Origin of the sequence: Nonomuraea sp. B1E8, from assembly GCF_039871515.1 — a bacterium.
Taxonomy (GTDB): domain Bacteria; phylum Actinomycetota; class Actinomycetes; order Streptosporangiales; family Streptosporangiaceae; genus Nonomuraea.
Genome location: NZ_JBDPLS010000022.1, coordinates 45,830 through 71,425 on the forward strand (window position 1 = coordinate 45,830; position 25,596 = coordinate 71,425).

Annotated in this window: 22 protein-coding genes; 13 read left to right on the plus strand and 9 right to left on the minus strand. The window is 72.6% G+C overall.

Annotated elements, in window-relative coordinates:
• Nucleotides 1–27: 27 nt before the first annotated feature.
• The gene (locus tag ABGA98_RS42935; protein ID WP_347624237.1) at nt 28–969 is read right to left on the minus strand and encodes a LysR family transcriptional regulator; all 942 of its coding nucleotides are present in this window, start codon (nt 967–969) and stop codon (nt 28–30) included.
• Nucleotides 970–1,078: 109 nt separating this feature from the next.
• Here ABGA98_RS42935 and dnaE point away from each other — a divergent pair, with 109 nt between their 5' ends.
• The 7 genes from dnaE (at nt 1,079) to ABGA98_RS42970 (ending at nt 9,717) form a co-directional block, all read left to right on the plus strand.
• The gene (gene dnaE / locus ABGA98_RS42940) at nt 1,079–4,621 is read left to right on the plus strand and encodes a DNA polymerase III subunit alpha (RefSeq protein WP_347624238.1); all 3,543 of its coding nucleotides are present in this window, start codon (nt 1,079–1,081) and stop codon (nt 4,619–4,621) included.
• Entirely contained in the window at nt 4,618–4,932 is a 315-nt protein-coding gene (locus ABGA98_RS42945) for a DUF6300 family protein (protein WP_347624239.1), read from the plus strand. Before dnaE ends, ABGA98_RS42945 begins: the two co-directional genes overlap by 4 nt.
• 101 nt (nt 4,933–5,033) lie before the next feature.
• Nucleotides 5,034–5,270 (plus strand): hypothetical protein, encoded by a 237-nt coding sequence (locus ABGA98_RS42950; protein WP_347624240.1) that lies wholly within the window; start codon nt 5,034–5,036, stop codon nt 5,268–5,270.
• A gap of 92 nt (nt 5,271–5,362) precedes the next feature.
• Nucleotides 5,363–6,451: an AAA family ATPase gene (locus ABGA98_RS42955; protein ID WP_347624241.1), complete on the plus strand. Its 1,089-nt coding sequence runs from the start codon at nt 5,363–5,365 to the stop codon at nt 6,449–6,451.
• Nucleotides 6,448–7,785 (plus strand): VWA-like domain-containing protein, encoded by a 1,338-nt coding sequence (locus ABGA98_RS42960; protein ID WP_347624242.1) that lies wholly within the window; start codon nt 6,448–6,450, stop codon nt 7,783–7,785. The genes ABGA98_RS42955 and ABGA98_RS42960 overlap by 4 nt, the downstream gene beginning before the upstream one ends.
• Nucleotides 7,782–8,531, plus strand: coding sequence for a hypothetical protein (locus tag ABGA98_RS42965; protein WP_347624243.1), 750 nt, complete (start codon nt 7,782–7,784; stop codon nt 8,529–8,531). Before ABGA98_RS42960 ends, ABGA98_RS42965 begins: the two co-directional genes overlap by 4 nt.
• Before the next feature lie 205 nt (nt 8,532–8,736).
• Complete coding sequence (locus ABGA98_RS42970; protein WP_347624244.1) at nt 8,737–9,717, plus strand: LacI family DNA-binding transcriptional regulator; 981 nt, start codon at nt 8,737–8,739, stop codon at nt 9,715–9,717.
• An 18-nt stretch (nt 9,718–9,735) separates the two neighbouring features.
• Here ABGA98_RS42970 and ABGA98_RS42975 read toward each other — a convergent pair whose 3' ends face one another.
• Both ABGA98_RS42975 and ABGA98_RS42980 read right to left on the minus strand, forming a co-directional pair.
• Nucleotides 9,736–10,227 carry a (2Fe-2S)-binding protein gene (locus ABGA98_RS42975; protein ID WP_347624245.1) on the minus strand — a complete coding sequence of 164 codons (492 nt, stop codon included), beginning with the start codon at nt 10,225–10,227 and terminating at the stop codon, nt 9,736–9,738.
• A complete protein-coding gene (locus ABGA98_RS42980) occupies nt 10,224–11,093 on the minus strand; it encodes an FAD binding domain-containing protein (RefSeq protein ID WP_347624246.1) in 870 nt (289 codons plus the stop codon). Before ABGA98_RS42980 ends, ABGA98_RS42975 begins: the two co-directional genes overlap by 4 nt.
• A gap of 60 nt (nt 11,094–11,153) precedes the next feature.
• Between ABGA98_RS42980 and ABGA98_RS42985 the strand changes: the two genes are divergently transcribed.
• From ABGA98_RS42985 to ABGA98_RS43000, 4 genes are all read left to right on the plus strand, one after another.
• Nucleotides 11,154–13,481: a xanthine dehydrogenase family protein molybdopterin-binding subunit gene (locus tag ABGA98_RS42985; protein ID WP_347624247.1), complete on the plus strand. Its 2,328-nt coding sequence runs from the start codon at nt 11,154–11,156 to the stop codon at nt 13,479–13,481.
• A 42-nt stretch (nt 13,482–13,523) separates the two neighbouring features.
• Complete coding sequence (locus tag ABGA98_RS42990; protein ID WP_347624248.1) at nt 13,524–15,083, plus strand: SDR family oxidoreductase; 1,560 nt, start codon at nt 13,524–13,526, stop codon at nt 15,081–15,083.
• Between the two features lie 77 nt (nt 15,084–15,160).
• Nucleotides 15,161–15,712, plus strand: coding sequence for a dihydrofolate reductase family protein (locus ABGA98_RS42995; protein WP_347624249.1), 552 nt, complete (start codon nt 15,161–15,163; stop codon nt 15,710–15,712).
• 21 nt (nt 15,713–15,733) lie between these two features.
• Nucleotides 15,734–15,871: a hypothetical protein gene (locus ABGA98_RS43000; RefSeq protein WP_347624250.1), complete on the plus strand. Its 138-nt coding sequence runs from the start codon at nt 15,734–15,736 to the stop codon at nt 15,869–15,871.
• 50 nt (nt 15,872–15,921) lie between these two features.
• Here the strand turns inward: ABGA98_RS43000 and ABGA98_RS43005 are convergent, their stop codons facing one another.
• The 6 genes from ABGA98_RS43005 to ABGA98_RS43030 are packed head-to-tail and all read right to left on the minus strand — an operon-like array spanning nt 15,922 to nt 24,005.
• Nucleotides 15,922–17,379 carry a sulfatase-like hydrolase/transferase gene (locus ABGA98_RS43005; RefSeq protein ID WP_347624251.1) on the minus strand — a complete coding sequence of 486 codons (1,458 nt, stop codon included), beginning with the start codon at nt 17,377–17,379 and terminating at the stop codon, nt 15,922–15,924.
• A complete protein-coding gene (locus tag ABGA98_RS43010; RefSeq protein WP_347624252.1) occupies nt 17,379–18,311 on the minus strand; it encodes a dihydrodipicolinate synthase family protein in 933 nt (310 codons plus the stop codon). The genes ABGA98_RS43005 and ABGA98_RS43010 overlap by 1 nt, the downstream gene beginning before the upstream one ends.
• A gap of 54 nt (nt 18,312–18,365) precedes the next feature.
• On the minus strand, nt 18,366–19,916 hold the full coding sequence (locus ABGA98_RS43015; RefSeq protein ID WP_347624253.1) for an ABC transporter substrate-binding protein: 1,551 nt from the start codon (nt 19,914–19,916) through the stop codon (nt 18,366–18,368).
• 35 nt (nt 19,917–19,951) lie between these two features.
• A complete protein-coding gene (locus tag ABGA98_RS43020) occupies nt 19,952–20,899 on the minus strand; it encodes an ABC transporter permease (protein WP_347624254.1) in 948 nt (315 codons plus the stop codon).
• Nucleotides 20,899–21,801, minus strand: a complete 903-nt coding sequence (locus tag ABGA98_RS43025) for an ABC transporter permease (protein WP_347624255.1) — start codon at nt 21,799–21,801, stop codon at nt 20,899–20,901. The genes ABGA98_RS43020 and ABGA98_RS43025 overlap by 1 nt, the downstream gene beginning before the upstream one ends.
• Entirely contained in the window at nt 21,798–24,005 is a 2,208-nt protein-coding gene (locus tag ABGA98_RS43030; protein WP_347624256.1) for an ABC transporter ATP-binding protein, read from the minus strand. The genes ABGA98_RS43025 and ABGA98_RS43030 overlap by 4 nt, the downstream gene beginning before the upstream one ends.
• 144 nt (nt 24,006–24,149) lie before the next feature.
• Between ABGA98_RS43030 and ABGA98_RS43035 the strand changes: the two genes are divergently transcribed.
• Both ABGA98_RS43035 and ABGA98_RS43040 read left to right on the plus strand, forming a co-directional pair.
• Nucleotides 24,150–24,914: a FadR/GntR family transcriptional regulator gene (locus tag ABGA98_RS43035; protein WP_347624257.1), complete on the plus strand. Its 765-nt coding sequence runs from the start codon at nt 24,150–24,152 to the stop codon at nt 24,912–24,914.
• Entirely contained in the window at nt 24,859–25,587 is a 729-nt protein-coding gene (locus ABGA98_RS43040; protein WP_347624258.1) for a sulfatase-like hydrolase/transferase, read from the plus strand. Before ABGA98_RS43035 ends, ABGA98_RS43040 begins: the two co-directional genes overlap by 56 nt.
• Nucleotides 25,588–25,596: the final 9 nt, after the last annotated feature.

Sequence of the window (25,596 nt, forward strand, 5' to 3'; positions counted from 1 at the left end):
GTGCGGGGCGTCCGCCACCGCCTGCGATCAGCGCTGGGAGAACGCGGCGCGGTCGGGTTCGGGGAGCCACTGGCGGCCGGGGTCGTACGGGCGGAAGCCGGCGCACACGGAGCTGACGAGCCGGGCCAGCATCGGATGCTGGTTCTGCCGGTGGAAGAGCAGCGAGCACGGATAGACGGGGGCGGGCCGGACGACCGGGATCTGGACGACGCGCGGGTTCCAGGGCAGCCGGCACGCCAGCCCCACGAGGCTGATCCGTTCCCCGGAGGCGATCTCCTCCACGAAATACTCCCAGCCGAAGTCCGGCCCGTTGTCGTCGATCGGGATGTCGAAGGTTTCGCCCAGCAGGCGGTAATAGTCGGCCCACTCGCTGCCGGGGACGTTGCCGGGCATCCACACGGTCGAGCCGGCCAGCCGTTCGGCCTCCACCTCCCGGAGGCCGGCCAGCGGGTGGTCGCGGCCGGCCAGCAGGTGCACGGGCTCCAGGTAGGCCGGCACGTGCCGCAGGTGCTCATCCAGAGGCCCGATGGCGCGGGCGAAGGCGGCGTCGACGGACCCGCGGGCGAGCGCGTCGCGTGCGGACCTCAGCCCGTTGGAGGTGATGATCTCGACGTCGGCCTTCTCGGTGGCCTGGTGGAACGCCCTGACCAGGTCGACGGAGGCCGAGAGCCGCGTGTCGAGCACGTCGATCCGCAGCGTGCGGCGCCGGCCGCGCAGCGCCTCCACCGCCTGGTCGGCCAGCCCGACGAGGGCCCGCGCGTGCGGGAGGAACGCCCTGCCGTCCTCGGTGAGCGCGGCCCCGTTGCGCGAGCGGAAGAGCAGGGTCAGGCCGAGGCCTGACTCCAGCCGCGCGATCCGCTTGGAGATGGCCTGCTGGCTGATGCCCAGCTGGACGGCGGCCTCGCTGAAGGAGCGGTCGTCGGTGACGGCGACGAAGGCGCGCACGGCGCCGAGATCCAGCTCCGTCACAACCTCTGGTTGTGACGGATCGTGGTGTTGGTTGTTGGACAACCCTGCCTGCCCTCGGGTCGAATGCTCGGGTCGCGTACGAGCCTACAACCACGAGGAGTCTCAGCCTGTGGGATCTTTCGTCCATCTGCACGTGCACACCGAGTACAGCATGCTCGACGGGGCCGCCAAGGTCGGCCCGCTCATGGACGAGGTGGCGCGGCAGGGCATGCCCGCCGTGGCCATGAGCGACCACGGCAACGTGCACGGCGCGTACGAGTTCTACCATGCGGCGCGCAGGGCGGGAGTCAAGCCGATCATCGGCATCGAGGCCTACGTCGCCCCCGCGTCGCGGCGCCACCGGCAGCCGGTGTTCTACAGCGACAACCTCGCCCTGCGCAGGTCGAACGACGACACCGGCGAGGGCGGTGACGTCTCGGGGCGCGGCCTGTACACGCACATGACCATGTGGGCGGCGGACGCGCGGGGGTTGCGGAACCTGTTCCGGCTGCAGTCGCGGGCCTGGCTCGAAGGGCACGTCCAGAAATATCCGCGTATGGATGATGAACTGTTCGCCGAGCACGGCCAGGGCATCATCGCCACCACCGGCTGCCCGTCCGGAGAGGTGCAGACCCGGCTCCGCCTCGGCCAGTACGACCAGGCCGTCGAGGCCGCCGCCCGCTACCGGGACGTCTTCGGCAGGGACAACTACTACCTGGAACTCATGGACCACGGCCTGGCCATCGAGCGCCGGGTCCGCGACGACCTCCTCAGGCTCGGCCGGACGCTCGGCCTGCCGCCCCTGGCCACCAACGACTCCCACTACGTGACGGAGAGCCATGCCCAGGCGCACGACGCGCTGCTGTGCATCGGCACCGGCAAACGGCTCGCCGACGCCGACCGGTTCCGCTTCGGCGGCAGCGGCTACTACGTCAAGACCGCCGAGGAGATGCGGGCGCTCTGGGACGCCGAGATCCCCGGCGCGTGCGACAACACGCTGCAGATCGCCGAGCGGATCGGCGACTACGGCGAGGTGTTCGCCCACCGCGACCTGACGCCGCGCTTCCCCGTCCCCGAAGGCGAGAGCGAGTCGAGCTGGCTGCGCAAGGAGGCCCTGGAGGGCGCGCGCCGCCGCTACCGGGGCGAGCCGCCGCAGGACGTGCTGGAGCGCATCGACTACGAGCTGTCCGTCATCGACGCCATGGGCTTCCCCGGCTACTTCCTGGTGGTCGCCGACATCTGCCGCTTCGCCCGCGAGAACGGCATCGGCCTCGGCCCCGGCCGCGGTTCGGCCACCGGATCGATGGTCGCGTACTGCACGGGCATCACCGAGCTCGACCCCATCGAGCACAAGCTGATCTTCGAGCGCTTCCTCAACCCCGAGCGCGTCACCATGCCCGATGTCGACCTCGACTTCGACGACCGGCGGCGGGACGAGATGATCGACTACGTCACCCGCAAGTACGGCGCGGAGCACGTCTGCCAGATCGTCACGTTCGGCACCATCAAGGCCAAGGCCGCCATCAAGGACTCCTGCCGCGTGCTGGGCCTGCCGTACGCGCTCGGCGACCGCATCACCAAGGCTTTCCCCGCGGCGAACGGCGGCAAGGAGATCCCGCTGGCCGCCATCCACGACGACCGCCACCCCCGCCACGGCGAGGCCGCCGAGCTTCGCCAGATGTACGAGCAGGACCCCGACGTCAAGCGGGTGATCGACACCGCGACCGGCGTGGAGAACCTCACCCGGGGCACCGGCGTCCACGCCGCCGGCGTGATCCTGTCGTCCGAACCCCTGATGGACGTGGTGCCGCTGGTCAAGCCGAAGGCCGACGGCCCCGTCATCACGGGGTTCCCGTTCACGCAGGCCGAGGACATGGGCCTGCTGAAGATGGACTTCCTCGGCCTGCGCAACCTCACCGTCATCGGCGACGCCGTCGCGAACGTGCGCGCCAACAAGGGCATCGACATCGACATCCACGACGTGCCCCTCGACGACCCGACGACGTACGAGCTGCTGGCCCGGGGCGACACGCTAGGGGTGTTCCAGCTGGACAGCGGCGGCATGCGGGTCCTGCTGCGGCTGATGCAGCCCACGACGTTCACCGACATCGCGGCCGTGAACGCGCTTTACCGGCCCGGCCCGATGGAGATGAACGCGCACACCAACTACGCGCTGCGCAAGACCGGCAAGCAGCAGGTCGAGCCCATCCACCCGGAGCTGGAGGAGGCGCTCGAACCCATCCTCGGCGACACCTACCACCTGGTGGTCTTCCAGGAACAGGTCATGGCGATCGCCCAGCAGCTCGCCGGCTACTCGCTCGGCGGCGCCGACATGCTGCGCAGGGCCATGGGCAAGAAGAAGAAGGAGGTCCTGGACGCCGAGTGGGACACGTTCTCGGCGGGCATGCGCGGCAGGGGGTTCTCCGACGAGGCGATCAAGGCGGTCTGGGACGTCCTGGTGCCGTTCAGCGGCTACGGGTTCAACAAGTCGCACACCGCCGGCTACGGCCTCGTCTCCTACTGGACCGCCTACCTCAAGGCCAACCACCCGTCCGAATACCTGGCCGCGCTGCTCACCTCCGTCGGCGACGACAAGGACAAGATGGCCGTCTACCTGTCGGACTGCCGGCGGCTCGGCATCAAGGTGCTGCCGCCCGACGTCAACGAGAGCCGCCTCGACTTCGCCGCGGTCGGCTCCGACATCCGCTTCGGCCTGGGCGCGGTCCGCAACGTCGGGGCGAACGTGGTGGACGCCATCGTCACCACCCGCGCCGCCAAGGGCCGCTACACCGGCTTCAACGACTTCCTGTCCAAGGTGCCGACCGTCGTCTGCAACAAGCGCGTCATCGAGTCGCTGGCCAAGAGCGGCGCGTTCGACAGCCTGGGGCACGACCGCGCGGCCCTGGTCGCGGTGCACGAGCAGGCCATCGACGCGGTCATCGACCTCAAACGCAACGAGGCGCAGGGACAGGACTCGCTGTTCGGCGAGCCGGGCCAGGCCGGCGCGTTCTCGGTCGCGATCCCCGACGGCGAGTGGGACAAGGCCACCCTGCTCGCGTACGAGCGCGAGATGCTCGGTTTGTACGTGTCGAGCCACCCCCTCGACGGCGCGGAACGCGTCCTCGACGCCCACCGCGACGTCACGATCGCGGGCCTGCTCGCCTCCGAGCGGCAGGAGGGCGTGACCCGCGTCAGCGGCATCATCTCGGGCCTGCAGCGCAAGGTCACCAAACAGGGCAACCCGTGGGCGATCGTCACCCTGGAGGACCACGACGCCGCCGTCGAGTGCCTGATCTTCCCCAAGACGTACACGTTGTACGGCGAGCTGCTGGCCGACGACCGCGTGATCTCCGTCAGGGGCCGCATCAACGTCCGGGACGAGACGATGAGCATCTACGGCGAGGAGATCACCCTCCTTGACGTCTCCACCGCGAACACCGCCTCCCCCGTCGTCATCTCGATCCAGGAGACGCGCCTGAACCAGCGGCTGGTGCGGGAGTTCAAGCACATCCTGGCCGCCCATCCAGGGCGGGCGCCCGTACACGTGCGCCTGCACCGCCAGGGCCGCAAGGACCTGCTGCTCAACCTCGAACCCTTCAGCGTCGCCGCCGAGCCCGCGTTCTACGGCGACGTCAAGGCGCTGCTGGGGGCCGGCTCGATCGGCGCGGCATGAGCCCGGCCTGCCCGCGCTGCCGCACCGGCGAGATCCTGGCCGTGCTGCGCGTCCCCCACGGCTGGACGAACGCCTCGGGGCGACCGGTCAGGGGCGTCCGGGAGGTGCTGCTGTGCGCCCGATGCGACGCCGGCCATCCCGTCGCCGGGCCGCTGGTCGCGTACCTCACCGCGCACGAGGAGGTCGAGCCCGCCCGGCCGGCCGGCCTCGCGCCGCTCCTGCGCCGGTGGATGGACGGGGCGCGCCCCCCTGCGCTGGACGAGCACGCGCTGCGGGCCGAGATCGAGGCCTGGCGCCGCGGCGACCTGTGACCCCCGCTCCCCGGCACGATCGGCGCGAGCGGCAACGCTGAATTGCTGTCGGCCGTCAACCTTGATTGACGCGGGGCCGGTCGTCAACCTAGGATGACGTTATGGAGCCCGGCCGCATCGCAGTGCTCGCCGAGGCGGTGAACGCCGACAACCCGATCAGCTCGCTCGCGGTCATCGCCGAGCTCCGCCGTGAGCTGGCGCGCCTGGAGGCGGCGACGGTCCGCCGAGCCCGTGCCCAGGGCAACAGCTGGACGGAGATCGCCGCCACTTTGGGCCTCAGCAAGCAGGCGGTGCACAAGAAGTACGGCGGCCGGGGCCTGTTCCGCACCCAGGAATAGCTGACAGACACCACACCGGACGTCAGCGTCACGGCTCGACGTCCCGATACATGCTGCGCGGGCACGGTCCGGGTGGCTGGCGAGGAGACGATATGGCAGCGCCATCAGTGACACGAGAGGCTCTCGCGGTTGCGGTGACAGCCAATCTGCCGGTCATCGTGTGGGGTTCGCCGGGTACCGGTAAGACGTCTGCGGTGACCGCGCTCGGCGCGGCCGTCGGCCTGCCGGTCGAGGTGGTGGTCGGCTCGATTCGCGAGCCCAGCGACTTCTCCGGGCTGCCGGTGCTGCGTGAGGGCAGCACCTGGTTCGCACCGCCGCGATGGGCCGAGCGGCTCGCCGCCGAGGGCGGCGGCCTGCTGTTCCTCGACGAGCTGACCACCGCGCCGCCGGCCGTGCAGGCCTCCATGCTGCGGGTGGTGCTGGAGCGCACGGTCGGCGACCTGGTGCTGCCGGACGAGGTGCGGATCGTGGCCGCGGCCAACCCGCCGGACCAGGCCGCCGACGGCTGGGACCTGTCCGCGCCGCTGGCCAACCGGCTCATCCACCTGAACTGGACGGTCTCGGCCGAGGACATCGCCGAGGGCTTCGCGGGTGGCTTCCCCATGTCGGAGTTCGACGTGAAGGACACCGTCGGGCCCGCCGAGGTCGCCGGCGCGCGGGCGCTGATCGGGGCGTTCCTGCGGGTACGGCCGGAACTCGTGCTGGCGGTGCCCGACAGCCCCGACCGGGCGGGCCGCGGCTGGCCCAGCCCGCGAAGCTGGGAGATGGCCGCCCGCGCGGTCGCCGCGTGCGACCACATGAGGGCTGGCGAGCCGGTCCTGGCCGAGCTGGTGCTCGGCGCGGTCGGAGAGGCGGCCGGATTCGAGCTGCTTTCCTGGCGCCGCAACCTTGACCTGCCCGACCCGTTGACCCTGCTGAACGACCCCCAGGCCCGCCTGCCCGAACGCCTCGACCGGCTGCATGCACTGCTCGCCGCCGTGGTGGCATACGTGCACTCGGACGGCACGGCCGGCACGTGGGAGCGGGCGTGGGCGGTGCTGGCCCGGGTCGCGCGCACGGCGCCGGACGTGGCGGCGGCCGCGGCGCGGTCGCTGGCCCGCTCCCGGCCCGAGGGCGCCGCCCTGCCCAGGACGATGCTCGAACTCGCGCCGGTGCTGCGCGCGGCAGGGCTCATGCGATGAGCGCCGACAACCCCCGCGCCCCCGCCTACGAAGAGGCGGTGCGCGCCGGCATCGCCGCCGCGCGGCTGTGGGCAGCGCACCAGGCGCCGTACCTCGCCTCGGCCGTCTTCGCCCTCAACCCGGTCATTCTGGAACCGGCCCACGACGAGGACACCGGCGTGCCCGTCGCCGACCCTGACTTCCGCGCCTTTCCCGCCGACACCCGCTGGAATCTGTACGTGGAACCGGGCACCGCGCTGGCCACCCCGGTCGAGGAGGTCGGCTGGTGGATGCTGCACCAGGTGGGTCATTTGGTGCGCGGCCACGCGGCCCGCTCGCCGGTGCGGCCGGACGCGGGCCATGAACTGAGCCACGCCGCCGGGGTGGTCCGCGACGAGGAGGCCCACCGCTGGAACCAGGCCGCCGACGCCGAGATCAACGACGACCTGGAGGCGGAGAACCTGCGCGGCCCGGCGGGCGTGGTGTCGCCTGTCGAGCTGGGCCTTCCGGCCAACTGCACCGCTGAGGAGTACGTGCCGATGCTCGACGTGCTGGTCCAGGCGATGGGCCGCGGCGGGCGGGCACTGACCGAGGCGATCGACTGCGGCAGCGCCGTGGACGGGCAGGAGCGCACGTACGAGGACAGCGGGTCCGGTGACGGGCTCACCCAGCTCGACCGTGAACTGCTCGAACGCACCATCGCGGCCGGCATCCAGGACAGGATCAGCGCGCGCAGCGAGGTGCCGTCGGGGTGGCGCCGCTGGGCCGAGGAGCGCCTGCGCCCCTCGGCGAACTGGCGGGCCCGCCTGGGCGCGATGATCCGGCGCGGGCTGAGCACGGTGGCCGGGCAGGTCGACTTCAGCTATCGCCGCCCGTCGCGCCGCGCCGGCGCCTACACCGACATCGTGCCGCCGTCGATGGTGCACGCGGTCCCGGACACCGTGCTGGTGATCGACTCCTCCGGCAGCGTCTCCGACGACGTGCTGAACCGGCTGCTCGCCGAGGTGACCGGGATCATCGACAGCGTGGCCGGCCCTCACCGGCGGCTGCGGGCGTTCTGCTGCGACGTCCACCCCCACCCCGTTCAGGTGGTGCGCCGGGCGAGCGAGATCGAACTGGTCGGTGGCGGCGGCACCGACATGCGGGCCGGTATCGCCGCGGCGATGGCCCTGCGACCCCGGCCCGGCCTGGTCATCGTGCTGACCGACGGCGAGACGCCGTGGCCCGAGCAGCGCCCTGCGGCGCATGTGGTGGTCTGTCTGATAGGCGACGGCGGGCATGCGCCCGACTGGGCGTCCGTGGTCCGCATCCCTGCGGACGTGCCGAGGCGGACGCCGGCGAAAGGAGAGTCATGACAACGAGCTACGCCGACGAGCCGGGCCCCGAGCCGCTGCACGAGTGGCGGCAACGCGGTTTCACCGTCGCCGAGGCCCGGCAGTGGATCGAGGACGGCTTCTCGATCAACGACGCGGAGCGGTGGCGCAAGTCCGGCGTCTACACCGCTGCCGACGCGCGGCCGTGGCGCACCGCCGGAGCCACCCCGTACACCGTGGATCTGTGGCTACGGGCCGGCATGACCCCACGGGAGGCCGTGCAGTGGCGCGAACTGGGCTACTCGCCCGAGGAGGCCGCCGACCGGCATCTCGCCGGGGAGCGCCCGCACCCGCGGGGCTGGCTGTGGCGGCTGCTGCACCGGGGCGAGGAGGTGGGCGAGGCATTCGCTGACGAGGAACGCTCCTGCAGCATGCGGGAGCTGCTGCGGGCGGGCGTCCCAGCGAGCCGGGCGCGCGCCTACGTGGAGGCGGGCTGGACCGACGGCGCCGCGGTGGAGTGGGCGAAACGCGGCATCGAGGCGGGACAGGCAGGGATCTTCGACGCGCTCGGCCTGTCCGCCCGTGAGGCCGAACGGGTGCTCGTCTCGGGGCAGGACGCTGTTGCCCTGATGACTGAGTTCTGGCGCGCCGGGGTGCCGATCGACGAGGTGGCGGCCTGGCGCGCGGCGGGTTTCACCGCCCAGGAGGCGGCCCGGATGAGGGCTGTGGGCACCGACGTCGAGCAGGCCAAGGTGCTGCGGGCCTTGACCGAAGGCGATGATTGCTGACAGAGAGGGGCGAGAGCATGAGCTGACTCCAAAGCCGCGATCCTCGCCGGGGGGCTACGCAAGGTGGCGAGGCATCGGGGGTGGCTTACCGTCACTCGCCGTTCCGATCCGGGTGGATGGATTCCCCGCACCGGCGGCGAGCGAGGACGTCGTGCATGTCCAGCTCTGGGCCAGATATGGTGAATGCCGGATATCGGGAGGGTCGATGCAGGCAAGTCGCAGGCGTGCCACGCTGGCCACCATTGCCGCCGCGGCCGGCGTGTCGGTGGCCACCGTGTCCAAGGTGCTCAACGACCGCAGCGACGTCGCACCGGCCACCCGGGCCCTGGTGCGGTCCCTGCTGCAGGAGCACGGCTACGTCCCGCCCCGGCGTGGCCGGACCGAGCCCGGCACTGTCGAGGTGCAGGTGGACGAGCTCTGCGCGTGCTCGTCCGAGAGCATCAAGGGCGTGATCGAGGCGGGCACCGCGTCAGGCGTGTCGGTCGTCGTCACCAGAAGGGCCACCGGGCCCCTCGACGTGACCGCCGGACGCCGGGCAGTGATCACCCTGTTCGAGGAGCCGGCCCCGCGGCAGCTCGCCGCGCTCTCACGGGCCGGCCTGCCGGTCGTCGTCATCGACCCGCTCGGCCTCCCCGGCGCCTCGGTGACCAGCGTGGGCCCCACCAACTTCGCCGGCGGCCTGTCCGCCACCCAGCACCTGCTGGCCCTCGGCCACCGCCGCATCGCCTACCTCGGCGGCCCCGCCACCGCGGCCTCCAACCAGGCCCGCATGTACGGCTACCGCGCCGCCATGGAGGAGGCGGACGTGCCCGTCCTGCCCGGATACGTGGTCACGCCCGGCTACTGCTATCCCGACGGGGTGCGAGGAGGCGCCGCCCTGCTCGACCTGTCCCCCGCGCCGACGGCCGTCTTCGTCGCCTCCGACGAGGCCGCCCTCGGCGCGATCCACGCCGCCAGGGCCCGTGGCCTGCGCGTCCCCGAAGATCTCAGCGTCGTCGGCTTCGATGACACGGACGTCGCCTTCATGTCCTCGCCGCGGCTGACCACCGTACGCCAGCCGCTGCGCGAGATGGGGGCCGTCGCCCTGCGCACGGCCCTGCGCCTGGCCGACGGCGAGGAGGTCGAGTCCCGTCACGTCGAGCTCGCCACCGAACTGGTCGTCCGCGAATCGAGCCTGGCCGCCTGAGCCACCGCCGAGAGGCGGTCACGGCGATGCCGGAGCGCCGTCCCCGCGCATCCGTCGCGCGGCGCGGGCCGCGGCGCGGCGGATGCCCGCGTACCCGGTGCAGCGGCAGAGGTTGGAGGCGAGGACCTCGTCCATCCGCCGCTCGTCGCGGTCCAGGTCCGGCTCCTCGGCGAGCGCGCCGGCGAGCAGCATGAGAAACCCGGGCGTGCAGAACCCGCACTGCAGGGCGTGCTCGGCGGCGAACGCCTCCTGCAGGGGATGCGGCCCGCCGTCGCCCGCGAGCCCCTCGACCGTACGGATGTCGGCGCCGTCCGCCTGCACGGCCAGGACGAGGCAGGAGCGGATGGCGGTGCCGTCCACCAGCACGGTGCACGACCCGCAGACCCCGTGCTCGCACCCCAGCGTCGTGCCGGTCAGCCTCAGCTGGTCGCGGAGCGCGTCGGCGAGGCTGGTGCGCGGCTCGACGTCGAGCCGGTGGGTGCTGCCGTTGACGGTGAGCTCGACGTTCATGGTGTTTCCGCGTTCTCGACGGCTCGGGCGAGGCAGCGCCGCGCCAGGGTGGCCAGCGCGTGCCTGCGGTAGGCGGCCGGCGCGTGCGGTTCGTCGGCCGGGTCGGCCTCGGTGGCGGCTCGTGCCGCGGCCTGGGCGAGCAGGTCTGGCTCCGGCCGCTCCCCTGTCATGAGGCGCTCGGCCTCGACGGCGCGTAGGGGGACGTCGGCGGCGTTGGCGAGCCCGATGCGGACCCAGGCCACGCGGCCTTCGGACACGCGCAGCATGACCAGGGCGGCGGCGAGCGCGAAGCTGCCGTGGGTGCGACGGTGCTCCGCGAACGCCGCGACGGTTCCCGCGGGCGGGCGCGGCAGCCGCACGCCGGTGACGAGTTCCTCCGGCAGGCAGGCGGTGGTGAAAGGGCCGCGGAACCACGAGCCGGCGGGTACCGTGCGCGGGCCGGACGGGCCGTCCAGCTCGATCCCGGCGTCGAGCGCCATGGCCAGCGCGCACCACTCCGACGCCGGATGCGCCCAGGCCAGGCTGCCGGCGAAGGTGCCGCGCGCGCGGATGGGCGGGTGGGCGACGTACGGCGCCATCTGGCGGAACAGCTCGGCGAGCGGGTCGCAGAACCGGGCGCGCTCCAGCTGGGCGTGCCGGACCAGCGCGCCGACGTGCACGGACCCGTCCTCGACCGCGATGTCCGACAGTCCGGGGATGCGGTTGACGTCGACCAGGAGGGCCGGGCGCTCGGTCCGGTAACGCAGCTCGATGAGCAGGCTCTGCCCGCCGGCCAGCACGCGGCTCTGCGGCCCTCGCTCGGCCAGCACGGCCACCGCCTCCGGCACGGAAGCGGGCGCCACGTAGTCGAATTGTGGCGGTTTCATATCCCTCATCCCGGGCATCCGATATCCCACGTTGGTACCGAACGCGGGGGTGTCCAAACATTGCGGTACATCGGGATGCCGCTCGCGCGGCGCGAGGACCCCGACCTGCTCGCCGGGCGGGCCCGCAGGGTCGCCGACCTCGATCTGCCCGGCACCCTGGAGCTCGCCTTCACCCGCAGCCCCGTGCCGCACGCGCTGATCCGCGGCGTCGACGTCGCCGCAGCGCTCAAGGAGGAAGGGGTGGCCGGCGCGTGGTCCGCCGCCGAGCTGCCCTACCTCGCCGCCCGTGCCGTGCCGGGTGGGCGGGACGCGCCGCCGTGGCCGCTGCTCGCCACCGGGCGCGTCCGCTACCCGGGCGAGGCGCTGGCCGTGACCGCCGCGGACACCCGCGCCCGCGCCGAGGACGCCGCGGAGGCCGTCCGGCTGGACCTCGAACCGCTGCCCGCCGTCTGCGACCCGATGGCCGCCCAGGAGGCGCCCCCGCTGTCCGGCGATGACCCGATGGCCGCCGGGGAAGCACCATCGCTGTCCGGCGGTCGCGGCAACGTGGTCGCCGAGCGCACCTTCGGCGAGCCGGCCGGCGACGTGTTCGCCACCGCCCCCGTGGTCGTCGAGGCCGCCTACCGCGAGCAGCTCCTGCTGCCCACGTCCCTGGAGGCGAGGGCCGTCCTGGCCGACCCCGGCGACGGCGGCCTGACCGTGTGGGCCTCCCACCAGGCCCAGCACCGCCTGCGCGACTCCCTCGCCGAAGCGCTCGGCCTGGACGGGGAGCGGATCCGGGTCGTCGTCCCGGCCACCGGCGGCGCGTTCGGCGCCAAGAGCCAGACCTGCCCCGAGTACGTGGTCGCCGCCCTGCTCGCGCTCCACCTCGGCAGGCCCGTGCGCTGGTGCGAGGACCGCGCCGAGGCCATGCTGGCCGGCCCGCGCGGCCGCGGCCAGAACCAGCGCGCACGGCTGGCGGCCGACGACGACGGCACCTTCCTCGCGTACGAGCTGCTGGTCGACGCCGGCGTCGGCGGCTACCCGCACACCGGAGCCCTCGTCCCCATGATGACCGGGGCGATGAGCACCGGCGCCTACCGCACGCCGGACGTGCACACCCGGGTCCGGTGCGTGCTCACCACCTCCGCCCCGACCGCGTCCTACCGGGGCGCCGGCCGCCCGGAGGCCGCGTACGCGCTCGAACGCACCGTGGACCGGCTCGCCCGGCGGCTCGGCATGGACCCCGCCGAGCTGCGCCGCCGCAACTTCGTCCGCCCTGACCAGTTCCCCTATCTCACGCCGACGGGGCGCACCTACGACTCGGGCGACTACGCCGCCACGCTGGACCAGGCGCTGGCCGCCGCCGGCTACGACGACATCCGCGCCGAGCAGGCCAGGCGCCGCCAGGAGGGCGGGCCGCCGATCGGCGTGGGCATCGCCACGTACGTCGAGCGCTCGGGAGGGCCTCCGGGCAGCGACGAGTTCGGCAGCGTGGAGGCCCGCGCGGACGGCACGTTCATCGCCCGCGTCGGGTCCACGTCCACCGGGCAGGGCCACCTGACCGCGTTCGCGCAGGTCGTGGCCTCGGTTCTGGACGTGGACATCGGCCTGGTCCGGGTCGTCGAAGGCGACACCGGCGAGGTCCCGTACGGGTTCGCCACCTTCGGCAGCCGTTCCATGCAGGTGGGCGGGACGGCGCTGTGGCGGGCCGCCGAGTCGCTGGTCGCCGCCGCGCGCCGCCGCTGCGCCGGGCTGCTCGGCCTGCAGGAGGACGACATCTCGTACACGGGTGGCCGGCTGCTGGCCGGCGCCTCGGAGCCGCCATGCCAGGGAACGGACGACGCCCCGGGCGCCGGTCTCGACACGGGCCCGGTCACCGGGCTGAGCCTCGGCGAGTTGGTCGCCCGCACCGGCCCGCTGCGCGCCGACGAGATCTTCGCCCCGCCGCAGGCCTTCCCGTACGGCGCGCACGTGGCCGTGGTGGAGATCGACCCGGATCTCGGCACGGTCCACGTGCTGCGGCTGGTCGCCGCGGACGACTACGGGGTGGTCGTCAACCCCATGATCGTCGAAGGCCAGGGCCAGGGCTCGATCGCCCAGGGCCTCGGGCAGGTCCTCTACGAGCAGGCGCTCATCGGCGCCGACGGCATGCCGTACGCGCGCACCCTGCTGGACTACCTCCTGCCCACCGCCGCCGACATGCCGCCGGTCACCCTGCTGGAGACCGTCACGCCCAATCCCAACACGCCGCTGGGCGCCAAGGGCGCGGGCGAGGCCGGCTGCATCGGCATCCCGCCCGCCGTGGTCAACGCCGTGTGCGACGCGCTCGACGTCGACCACATCGACATGCCGCTGACACCCGCCGCGGTCTGGGCGGCGGCTGCCCGGCACGGCTCGCGCGCGTGACCCTTTTCCCGGACGCATGACGACGGCGCGGCGGGGAAACGGATGGACAACCGCAGGAGGGAGCGCCGGATGGCCAACTGCCTGGTCACAGGGGCGACCGGCTACATCGGGGGGCGGCTGGTCCCGGAGCTGCTGGCCGCCGGTCACGACGTCCGGTGCATGGTGCGCTCGGCCGCCAGGCTGCGCGACCTGCCGTGGGCCGGCCGGACCGAGGTCGCCGAGGCGGACGCCACCGACCCCGAGCAGACGTACGAGGCTCTGCGCGGCATCGAGGTCGCCTACTACCTGATCCACGCGATGGGCACGTCCGGCCGGTTCGCCGATCAGGACCGGCTGGCCGCGCGCACGTTCGCGGCGGCGGCCGAGCGGGCGGGCGTGCGGCGCGTCGTCTACCTGGGCGGGCTGGCCGCCGACGGGCGGCTCTCCCCGCACATGAGCTCCCGCGCGGAGGTGGGCGAGATCTTCCTGCGGTCGGGCGTGCCCGCGGTGGTGCTGCGCGCCGCCGTGATCATCGGCTCGGGCTCGGCGTCGTTCGAGATGCTGCGCTATCTCACCGAACGGTTGCCCGTCATGACGACGCCGCGCTGGGTGCGCACGCCCACGCAGCCCATCGCCATCCGCGACGTGCTGTACTACCTCGTGGCCTGGGCCGCCGTGCCCGGCGAGGTGAACCGGAGCTTCGACATCGGCGGCCCCGACGTGCTCACCTACGCCGACATGATGCACGGGTACGCGGCCGTGGCCGGGCTGCCGTCCCGGGTGATCGTGCCGGTGCCGGTGCTCACCCCCACGCTGTCCAGCCACTGGGTCGGCCTGGTCACGCCGGTGCCCGCGGGCATCGCGCGTCCGCTGGTCGAGTCCGTACGCACCGAGGCCGTCTGCCACGAGCACGACATCGCCCGTCACGTACCCGATCCCGAGGGCGGGCTGACCGGGTTCCGGCAGGCCGTCTCCCTGGCGCTGCAGAAGATCAAGGAGGCCGACGTGGCCACCCGCTGGTCGTCGGCGTCGACGCCCGGCGCGCCGAGCGACCCCCTCCCCACGGACCCCGGCTGGACCGGCGGCAGCCTCTACATCGACCGCCGCGACAGACAGGTGAACGCCAGTCCCGAGGCGCTGTGGCGGGTCATCGAGGCCGTCGGCGGCGAGAACGGCTGGTACTCCCTGCCCGTCGCGTGGCAGCTGCGGGGCCTGCTCGACCGGCTCTTCGGCGGGGTGGGGCTGCGGCGCGGGCGGCGCGACCCCGCCCGGCTGCGGGTGGGCGACGCGGTCGACTTCTGGCGGGTGGAGGAGGTGCTGCCAGGCCGGCTGCTGCGCCTGCGCGCCGAGATGCGCCTGCCCGGCCTGGCCTGGCTGGAACTCGGCGTCCGCGAGGAGGGCGGCCGCACCTCCTACACCCAGCGGGCGATCTTCCATCCGCGCGGGCTGCTCGGCCACCTCTACTGGTGGGGGCTCCTGCCGTTCCACGGGCTGATCTTCGGGCGGATCCCGGTGAACATCGCCGCCGCGGCGGCCCGGTCGGAACGGCCGACCGGCACGTGCCCGGCGGGCCCTGCCGGAAGGCGACCTGAAGCGGATCGTAAGGTGCACCCCCCAGGATGAGAGTCACAGCGGGACGGCGCGCTGAGCGGCTCCCGTCACGATCGGCGGAACGCGTACTGGCATCAGGAGGACCCGGAATGCGCAAGATCATCAACTCGACCTACATCAGCCTCGACGGCGTCATCGAGGACCCGGCGTGGACGATGCCGTACTTCGACGACGAGGCCTCCGCGTTCGCCGGCGAGCAGACGGACGCGGCCGACGCGCTGCTGATGGGCCGCCGCACGTACGAAGGTTTCGCCGCCGCCTGGCCCAGCCGGGACGAGAGCGACCCGAGCACCGGCGCGGCCTACTTCAACAACGTCAAGAAGTACGTCGCCTCCACCACCCTCACCGACCCGGAGTGGAAGAACAGCGAGGTGCTGCAGGGCGACCTCATCGAGGAGGTCACCCGGCTCAAGGCCCAGGAGGGCAGGAACATCCTGATGTACGGCTACGGCGCGGTCACCCACGCCCTGGTCAAGGCGGGCCTGGTCGACGAGGTGCGGTTCTGGATCACCCCGGTGTTCGTGGGTGGCCCCTCGATCTCGGCGCCGCTGAGCGACGTCCAGACCACGCTGACCCTGGCCGCCACCAAGGTGATGAAGAGCGGCGTGATCATCGCGACCTACACGCCGGCGGGCCGGTAGCGGCTCCGCCGGGGTGCCCGTGTGCGCCCGGAGCGGCTCATCGCGAAGGGGCTCGGCCTCAGCAGGAACGAGGTGCTGCGCAGGGTCAAGTGCGCCGCCCTCGCCGTCGCGCTCACCAGGGCGGCGACCAGCACCGCGCGATATCGGGGCGAACGATGAGTGGTCACGATCGTCGTTCCTCTCCACGTCAAGCGTCGGGAGCCGGGAGGTCAGGCGCCGGTGCGGTGCTCGGCGACCGCGCCGGCGAACAGCCGGTGCCGGGCGGCGCGGTCGCCGCTGGTGACCGCGTCCCGCCGCGGGGCGGCTTGGTCCAGATAGGTGGGCGGGGTCGCGTCGTACAGCGCCCACCGCCCGACGGCCTCGCGCACCCGCCGCAGCGCGTCGCCGTGCGCCGGGTCGTCGACGACGTTCGCCAGCTCGTGCGGATCTTCGCTCAGGTCGAACAGGGCTTCCCCCGCGACGTCCGACCACAGCAGTTTGTACCGGTCGGTACGGGCCATTCCCGCGATGCCGTGCCGGCGGTCCTCGGCGAAGACGCAGTCGTGCCCGGCGGCCGGATCGGCCAGGTCCTTGCCCGGCAACGGCGTCGTCGGAGGCAGCCCGCAGGCGGAAAGGACCGTCGGGGCGACGTCGATCAGCGAGACCAGCGCGTCCACGGCCTCGCCGGGTCGCTGCCGCCCGGGGAACTTGACCAGGAGCGGCACCTTCACCACCGGGTCGTACATCGGCCCGTCCTTGAGCAGCAGGTGGTGGAAGCCGAGGTACTCACCGTGGTCGGCGGTGAAGACGATCAGGGTGTCGTCGTACAGCCCGCGCTGCCGCAGCAGGTCGAGCATGCGCCCGACCTCGTGGTCCAGGTGCGTGATGGTGGCGTAGTAGTGCGCCATCACCCGCCGCAGCCGCGGCAGGTCCAGCAGCTCGTAGTCGAAGTACTCCCGCCGGTGCCGCTGGTCGGCGGCGGGGATCGCCTCCGTCCAGCCGGGCAGCGGGGTCAGCGCCGCCGGATCGTAGGCCTCGTCCCAGCCGGCGGGCGGGTCGAACGGGTGGTGCGGCTTGACAAAAGACACGTGCAGCAGCTGGCCACCGGCGTCGGACCAGCCCGCGAGCGCCCGCCGCGCCCGCTCGCCGATCCACGTGGTGGAGTGCCACTCCTCCGGCAGGTTCGACCGGCCGCTGCCGTAGGTGTCCCAGTAGGACTGTGGGGCCAGCGCGCGGAACTCGCGCTCCTGGTCGACCAGGTCGGTCACGGGCGCCAGCCCGGCCGCCGCCAGCTCCCGGTGGTAGTCGTCGTCGTACCGGCCGGGTCCGTCCTGCTCGGCCAGCTCCAGGTGGTCGTAACCGACGTCGAGGTAGGTCGGCGTGAAGTGCATCTTGCCGACCGCGGCCGTCCGGTATCCGGCCCGGCGCAGCGCCCGGGGGAAGGTGTCGATGCCGGGGGCGAGGGTGCAGTGGTTCGTCCAGCCGCCGTGCTGGCGGACGTGCAGGCCGGACACCAGCGAATATCGGGACGGGGTGCAGACCGGGAAGGGGCAGTACGCGTTGCGGTAGCGCACGCTGTCTCCGGCGAGCCGGTCCAGGTGAGGGGTACGCACATCAGGGTTGCCCGCCACGCCGAGGCAGTCGGCCCGGAACTGGTCGGCCTGGATGACCAGCACGTTCGTCGCCATCAACGGCCCCGGCAGGCGAACCCGAGCCCGGTCACCTCGGCGCCCAGCGCGGCCACCTGCTCCGGGCCGGGCGACGCCAGCGGCGGGCGGCAGCCTCCGCAGTCGACCCCGGACAGGGAGCCCAGTGCCTTGAAACCGGCCAGCTCGCCGCCATGCCGCGCGGCCGCGTCGATGACCTGCTGCGCCAGCATCTGGCACTCCCGCGCCTTGGCCAGCTCGCCGCGCGCCGCGTGGTCGAGCAGCTGCCGGAACAGCGGACCGGCGAAGTTGTACACCGATCCGATCGCGGCCCGGGCCCCCCACTGCCACGCGGCGAGCACCAGCTTGGCGACGCCGACGAAGACCTCATGCTGCCCGCCGGCGAGGTGCAGGCACCGTTGGAGGTCGACCATGTCGTTGTGGGCGAACTTGACGCCGGCGAACGTCGGGATCCTCTCCCGGGCGGCCAGCAGCACGTCGCTGGCCCGCAGGTCGACCCCGGTCATCGAGGGGATGTGGTAGTAGGTGAACGGCAGGGCCGGTGCGGCGTCGGCGATGGTGGCGCAGGCGTCGACCAGGGCGTCCACCGTCTCCGGACGGTGGAAATACGGCGCGACCGCGGAGATCGCCCTGGCTCCCGCCGACTCGGCGTGCGCGGCCAGCCGGCGCGCCTCGGTGAGGCTGGAGTGTCCCACGTGGACGATGACGTCCAGCCGGCCTGCCGCGACCTCGCACCACCGCTCGACCAGCGCCATCCGCTCCGCGGTCGACAGGGACGCCCCCTCACCGGCGGTCCCTCCGACGTACGCCGCCGCCGAACCCCACGCGACCAGGTCGTCCGCCTGCTTCGATACGGTGTCGAGGTCGAGCTCACCGGTCTCGGTGAACGGGGTGAACACGGCGGTGAGCAGTGCCATGTCCGGTCCGTCGGTGGAGTAGCGCAACCGGGTCATGCGGGTCCTTTCTCGGTGCCTGCCGGCGGACGGGTTCTGCTTCCCACCGGCAGGTCAGGCCTTGGTCTCGGTGAGGTTGACGAAGTCGCGAGCGTCCGTGACCAGGCCGGAGACGCGCTTGTCCAGTGCGAACAGCGACGGCATGGTGGTGATGCCGATCGCCCACGCCTCCTCGACGAGGATGCGGTTCAGCGCGGCGTAGGCGGCCTTCTGCTCCTCGGGCGTGATGGCGGCGGCCGCCGCGTCGACCGCGTCGACGTACGCGGGCGGCACCTTGTCGCCGAACGTGGTGTTCGCCTTGGTGGTCAGCATCTGCCGGCCCCGGGCGACCAGCGACGGGCTCTGCATGTTGTTGGGTTGCGCCGCGACGGTGCACTGCAGCTTGCTGGCGAACAGCGCCTCAAGGTACGCCGCCTCCTCCTGCGGGGCGATCTCCAGCTCGAACCCGATCTTCTTGAGGTCCGCCTGGATGATCTCCAGCGTCGAGACGGCCGGGGTTCCCGAGGTGACGCCCGCGACGGCCTTACGAGCGCCGCCCGACTGCTCCAGCAGCGCCGCAGCCGCGTCCAGGTCGAACCCGTGCGAGTCGAGGTACGCAGGGTCGAACGCGGGTGAGGACGGCATGAAAGCCGTGTACACCGGGTCGCCGATGCCGAAGTTGACCTGCTTGAGGACGCGTTCCCGGTCGATCGCCCGCGCCAGCGCCTGCCGCAGGAGCTTGTTGTCGAAGGGCGGGATGAGGGCGTTCATGAAGAACAGCGACATCCGTCCGTTGCCCTCCACCAGGGAGAACCGGTCCCGCAGCCGGTCAGCGTGCCGGAAGGCGATGTACGCGGCGCCGTCGACGGATCCCGACTCCAGCGCGGCGACCAGCGCGTCCTCGTCCGTGAAGAACCGGTACTCCACCTCGTCCAGGAACGGCTTGCCTGCGTCGTAGAAGTCGGGGTTCTTCTTCAGCACCAGGCGCTGGTTGCGCTGGAACTCCGCGAGCCGGAACGGGCCGGATCCGGCCGGCTCGTGCTCCAGCTTCTCCGGGGTGTTGCCGGCCGCGGCGACCAGCGGGAAGGCGAACATCCAGTCGAGCACGAGCGCCTCGGGCGCGGGCTGCTTGAAGTTCAGGCGCACGGTCCGGTCGTCGACCGCGGTCGCCGAGGCGATGAAGCTGGTCGGCTGGGCGAGGGTGAATCCGGCGTCCGGGTCCTGCGCCCGCTTGACCCCGGTGACGACGTCGCCGGCGGTCACCGGCGCTCCGGAATGGTACTTCGCCTCCCGCAGGCTGATGACGACCGACTTGTGGTCGGAAGCGAACTCCCACTTCTCGGCCCCGGCCGGGATGGCCTTGTAGGTGCCGTCGGACGGGTAGTCGATCAGGTACGTGTAGAAGGAGTGGATGTGGATGTCGGTGTTCGTGAGGTACGGATCGAACTGCATGATCTTCGTCGTGCCGAGCGTGATCTTGCCGGCCGTGCCGCCCCCGCCCCCTCCGCTGCCGGAGCCGCAGGCGCTGAGCAGTGGCGCGCCGGCGAGCGCGCCGACCGCGAGGAACCCGGTCCGCAGCAGCGTACGTCGGGCGATGAGGCGGGACTGGATCGGGGAAATGGTCATGGTGTTGCCGCCTGAGGGGTGAGATGGGGTGGATCTCAGGTAAGCCGGATACGCGGGTCAAGGACGGCGTAGAACACGTCCACCAGCAGGTTGAGCAGGAGGAAGGTGGCGACGACGAACAGCACCCCGCCCTGGACGAGTGAGTAGTCGCGTTCGCCGATCGCGGTGTAGAGCAGGCGCCCCAGACCGGGGTAGTTGAAGACGGCCTCGATGACGACCGTGCCGCCGAGGAAGCCGCCGAGCTGGAGGCCGACGATGGTGACGGTTGGCAGGGACGCGTTCCGCAGCGCGTGGCGGCGGATCACATCCCGTTCCGGCACACCCTTGGCGCGGGCGGTGCGGATGTAGTCCTTGCCCATGACCTCGCCGAGGGAGGTGGCGAGGAAGCGGGCGGTGACGCTGGAGGTGTGCACGGCGATGGCGCTCGCCGGCAGGATCGTGGCGGTCAGCGCGCCGCCCGGATCCCGCCACAGCGGTACGAAGTCGCTGGAGGCGGGCAGCCACCGCAGCTGCACGGCCAGCACGATGATCAGCAGAAGGCCGAGCCAGAACGCCGGCACCGCCAGGCCCGCCGTGAGGTAGGCCTGCAGCGCCCGGCCGGCCACCGAGCGCGGCCACAGCGCCACGGCGATGCCGACCGGCACCGCGATGAGCAGGGTCAGGGCCATCGCGAACCCGGCCAGCTGCACCGTCGCCGGGATCCGGTCGAGCAGCTCGCTGACCACCGGCCGGCCCGAGTAGTAGGAGGAGCCCAGATCGCCGGCGACGGCGTGGCCGATCCAGGACACGTACTGCTCCACGACGGACCCGCCCAGGCCGAGCCGGTCGCGGGTCGCGGCCAGCTCCGCCTCGCTCGCGTCCGGGCCGAGCAGCACCGTCGCGGGATCGCCGGGCAGGGCGAACGTGAAGCCCCACACCGCGATCGAGCCGAGCAGCAGCACCACGGCGAACTGCAGCAGCCGCCGGAACAGGTAGCCGTACATCAGACCGCACCTCCGGTAGTGACGCGCGTCGCCACGTTCGGGCCGCTGCCGCTCACCGCGAGCTGCAGGCCGCGCCCGATCCTGTCGAGGCACAACACCGTGGCGACCAGGCAGAGCCCGGGGAACAGCCCGTAGCTCGGGCTCTGATAGAGGTACGAGCGGGCGTCCTGGAGCATGCCGCCCCAGGACGGCGCCGGCGGTGGGGTGCCCAGGCCGAGGAAGGTCAGGCCCGCCTCGACCGCGACCGCCATCGACGCGGTGACGACGAGCTGGATGACGATCGGAGCGAGCACATTCGGCAGCACCGTACGCACCATCGTGTCCGGAGTGCTCGCGCCCATCCCCCGGGCGGCCAGCACGAAGTCGCGGTCCCGGATGCCGAGCGTGGCCACGCGGGTGAGCCGGGCGAACTCCGGCACCGCGCCGATCCCGATCGCGAGGATCAGGTTGAGCCGGCCCGGGCCGAGTACCACGATGATGACCAGCGCGAGGAGGATCCCCGGCACCGCGAGCAGCAGGTCGACCAGGCGCATCGCCAGCGCGTCCACCCACCGCCCGAGGTAGCCGGCGAGCAGCCCCAGCGGCACCCCGATGCCCGCGCCGACCGCGGCGGCGCCGGCTGCGGCGATGAGGGAGGCGCGGGCGCCGTGGATCAGCCTGGACAGGATGTCGCGGCCGAGCTGGTCGGTGCCGAGCAGGTGCGCCCCGGACGGGCCGAGGAGGGGCTCACCGTCCTGCGCGGCCGGGTCGAACGGGGCGATCAGCGGCGCGAACAGCGCGAGCGCGGCCAGCACCAGCAACCCGACCGCGCCGGCGAGGGCCGACCGGGACCGGATAAACCGGCGCAGCGACGCCAGCCGCCGCCGGGGCGCCAGCGCGGGAGCGTCCGGGACCGCGGTCATCCGCGCACCTCCGGTCCCTGGCCGGCGGCCCGCTCGGCCGGTTCAGGATCGGGGGTCTGCTCGGCCGGTTCCAGCCCCGGGGTCTGCTCGGCGAAATGACATGCGGTGTGGCCGCCGGCGATGAGCCGCAACGGTGGTTCCTCCTCGGCGCAGACGGCGGCCGCGAGCGGGCACCGGGTCCGGAACCGGCATCCCGAGGGCGGATCCACCGGACTGGGGACGTCACCGCCCAGCGGCACCCGCCGCCGGCCCGCGCGGCCGACGGGATCCGGAACCGGAACCGAGGCGAGCAACGCCCGCGTGTACGGATGGCGGGGGTCGTCGTACACCCGCCGCACCGGGCCGGACTCGACGATCCTCCCCAGGTACATCACCGCGACCTCGTCCGCGACCTGGCGGATCACCGCCAGGTCGTGGCTGACGAACAGGTACGCCATCCCGGACGCCCGCTGCAGGTCGGCGAGCAGGTTCAGCACCTGCGCCTGCACCGACACGTCCAGCGCGGACACCGGCTCGTCGAGGATCAGCAGCCCCGGCCGCGACGCCAGCGCCCGCGCGATCGCGACCCGCTGGCGCTGCCCGCCGGAGAACTGCGCCGGCAGGCGGTCCGCGTGCTCCGGCCGCAACCCCACCCGGGTGAACAGGTCGGCCACCTCGCGCCGGCGCCGGCCGTGGGGCACGCCCTGTAACCTCAGCGGCTCGGCGACGTTGTCGCCGACGCTCAGCCGGGGGTTCAGCGAGGCGTACGGGTCCTGGAAAACCATCTGAGCGCGCCGCCGGATCCGCCGCAGCCGGGACCGGCCCGATGCGCCGACGTCGTCGCCGTCGACCATGATGTGGCCGCCCGTCGGCTCGACGAGGCGCAGGACGAGCCGGGCGAGCGTGGTCTTGCCGCACCCGGACTCGCCGACGAGTCCCAGCGTCCGCCCGGCCGGGACTCGCAGCGACACCCCGTCCACCGCGTGCACCCACGCGGACGGGCGGGCGAGCAGGCCGGAACGCACCGGGAAGCGCGCCATGGCCTCCCGGATGTCGAGCACCGGCGCGGCCGGCCCACCGGCGGTGTCCGGAGCGTCGGCGCCTTCCTGCGTGCCGGTCGGCTCGGCCTGCTCACCGCCCGGCCGGACAGCCAGCAGGTTCGCCGCCTCGTCCGGGAAATGGCAGGCGCTCGCCCCGGTGCCGCCGCCGGGCACCGGCTCCGGCCGGAGATCGCTGCACGCGGCGCGACCGCGGGAGATCGGGCACCTGGGCGCGAAGGCGCAGCCCGGAGGCAGTTCGCTCGGGTCAGGCGGCTGTCCCGGGATCGGGAGCAGGCGCTCGGACGCCGTGTCGAGCCGGGGCAGCGCGCCGAGCAGTGCCGCCGTGTAGGGGTGCCGCGGCCGGGTGAAGATCTGGGCGACGTCGCCGGCCTCCACGATCCGGCCGCCGTACGTCACGCTGACCCGGTCTGCGGTCTCCGCGACCACCCCCAGGTCGTGGGTGATCAGCACCACGCCGGCTCCGGTCTCCTGCCGCGCCACCCGCAGCAGGTCCAGGATCTGCGCCTGCACGCTGACGTCCAGCGCGGTGGTGGGCTCATCCGCGATGAGGACCTTCGGGCGGTTGGCGATCGCCATCGCGATCATCACACGCTGGCACATGCCGCCGGAGAACTGGTGGGGGTACTGGTCATAGCGCGTCCCCGGGTGCGGGACGCCCACCATGTCGAGCAGCTCCACGACCCGCGTCCGCGCCGCGGTCGCCGACAGGGCGCGGTCGTGCACCCGCAGCGCCTCGGCGATCTGGTGGCCGACCCGCTGGACCGGGTTCAGCGCCGAGACCGCGTCCTGGAAGATCATGGCCACGTCCCGCCCGAGCCGCCGCCGCAGGTCCGGTTCGGGCAGGGCGAGCAGGTCGACGTCGCCGAGCATGGCCTTCCCGGACACCCGCCGCAGGTTCGGCGTCCGGAGCAGACCCAGCGCGGCGAGCACCGACACGCTCTTGCCGGACCCGGTCTCCCCCACCACGCCGAGCGTTTCGCCGCCGAACACCTCGTAGCTCATCCCGTCGACCGCGCGCACCACGCCCGCCGACGTCGTGAACTCGACGACCAGGCCGCGCAGGCTCAGCACCGGTTGTCCGGCACCGCGATCCGGCACGCCGGGCGTGGTGCCGCTGGGGGCGCTCCCGTCCCGGACCACGCCGTCGAGGGCTCCACCTGACACCTGACGACCTCCTTGGCGCTGGTGTGGCCTGCGCGTAACTGCAAGATGTCCTACAGATTTCGCTACCGTAGGCCTGCAGATCATGGGTGTCAAGAGTGGCAAGATGTCCTACAAGTTGAACAGAGCGAGAGGTTGAACGAGAGCGTGGCGACTCAGCAGGACGACGTGGAGCCGGAGTTCCGGCATCTCGGCAACACAACCCCGCTGTACCAGATCGTGCAGCAGGAGATCAGGAACTACATCCTCAGGCAGGGGTTGCGGCCCGGCGATCCACTCAAGCCGGAGTCCGAGCTGGCCCGGCTGTTCGGAGTCAGTCGCAACTCGGTCCGCGAGGCGGTCAAGGCGCTGGAGTCCACCGGCGTCCTGGAAACGCGCCGCGGCAGCGGCGTCTACGTACGCGACTTCTCCTTCGCCCCGCTGCTGGACCACCTCCCGTACGGCCTCATCCAGGACCAGCGGGCGACCCTGCGCGAGCTGACCGCGCTGCGGAAGACCCTCGAAGCCGCCCTCATCACCGACGCGATGCAGGTCATGTCGCCGGCGAGCGTCACCGCGCTGCGGGAGACCCTGGAGACGATGCGCGAACTCGCCGAACGGGGAGAGGGCTTCGCCGAGCAGGACCGGCAGTTCCACCAGCTGCTGTTCCGCGATCTCGGCAACGCGATGCTGCTGCGGCTGTTCGATCAGTTCTGGCTGGCGTTCCACGCGGCCGTCCCACCGGCGCGCGGCCGCACGCCGATGGACGCCTACCACGGCCACGCCACCATCCTCGACGCCATCCTCACCGGCGACCCGGACCAGGCACGAACGGCGATCAACGACCACTACATCGGCATAGAGTCCAAACTCGCCGATGACCCGCCGGAGGAGGCGCCACCGCCTCACGAGACCACCACGGAGACACGTTGACCGGGCGGCCCGCGCCGGCGCGTGGGGCGGAGCGCCGGCCCACATCGAGGCTTCCGGCGACCGTCCGTTCTTCCTCCTCAACCTCTGGCACTACGCGGTACACGTGCCGATCCAGGCGCCGCCCGAGCCGGTCGCCAAGTACGAGGCGAAGGCGCGGGACACCGGCCTCACGCAGGTCGACCCGTTCGAAACCGGGGAACCGTTCCCGACCTGGGACAACCGCGACGCGCGAGTGAGGCGGCGGTTGGTGCAGTCCGATCCCGCCTACGCCGCCATGGTGGAGAACCTCGACGGCAACATCGGCCGGCTGCTCGACGCCCTCGATCGCACCGGCGACGCCGAGGACACCATCGTCGTCTTCACCTCCGACAACGGTGGACTGTCCACAGCGGAGGGTTCGCCGACCAGCAACCTTCCGCCGAAGGAGGGCAAGGGCTGGACCGAGGCCTCGTCGGCGGGCCCGGCCATGCCCCGGTTTCCACCGGCCGTCGCGGATCGCGGCCGACGGGCGCCCGCCCTGGTTGCTGTAGTGCGGGTGGCCTTCGCCGCGCCAGCCCCCCGCGTCACCGGCGCCCTCGGCATGGGCCTGCTCGCTTTCCAGATCCCCGGTCGAATGGAGGCCGGGACCGCGAGGCGCGGGCGCTGCGGCCTGGCGCGTGGAACTTCCGGCTAGTGTTGCCTC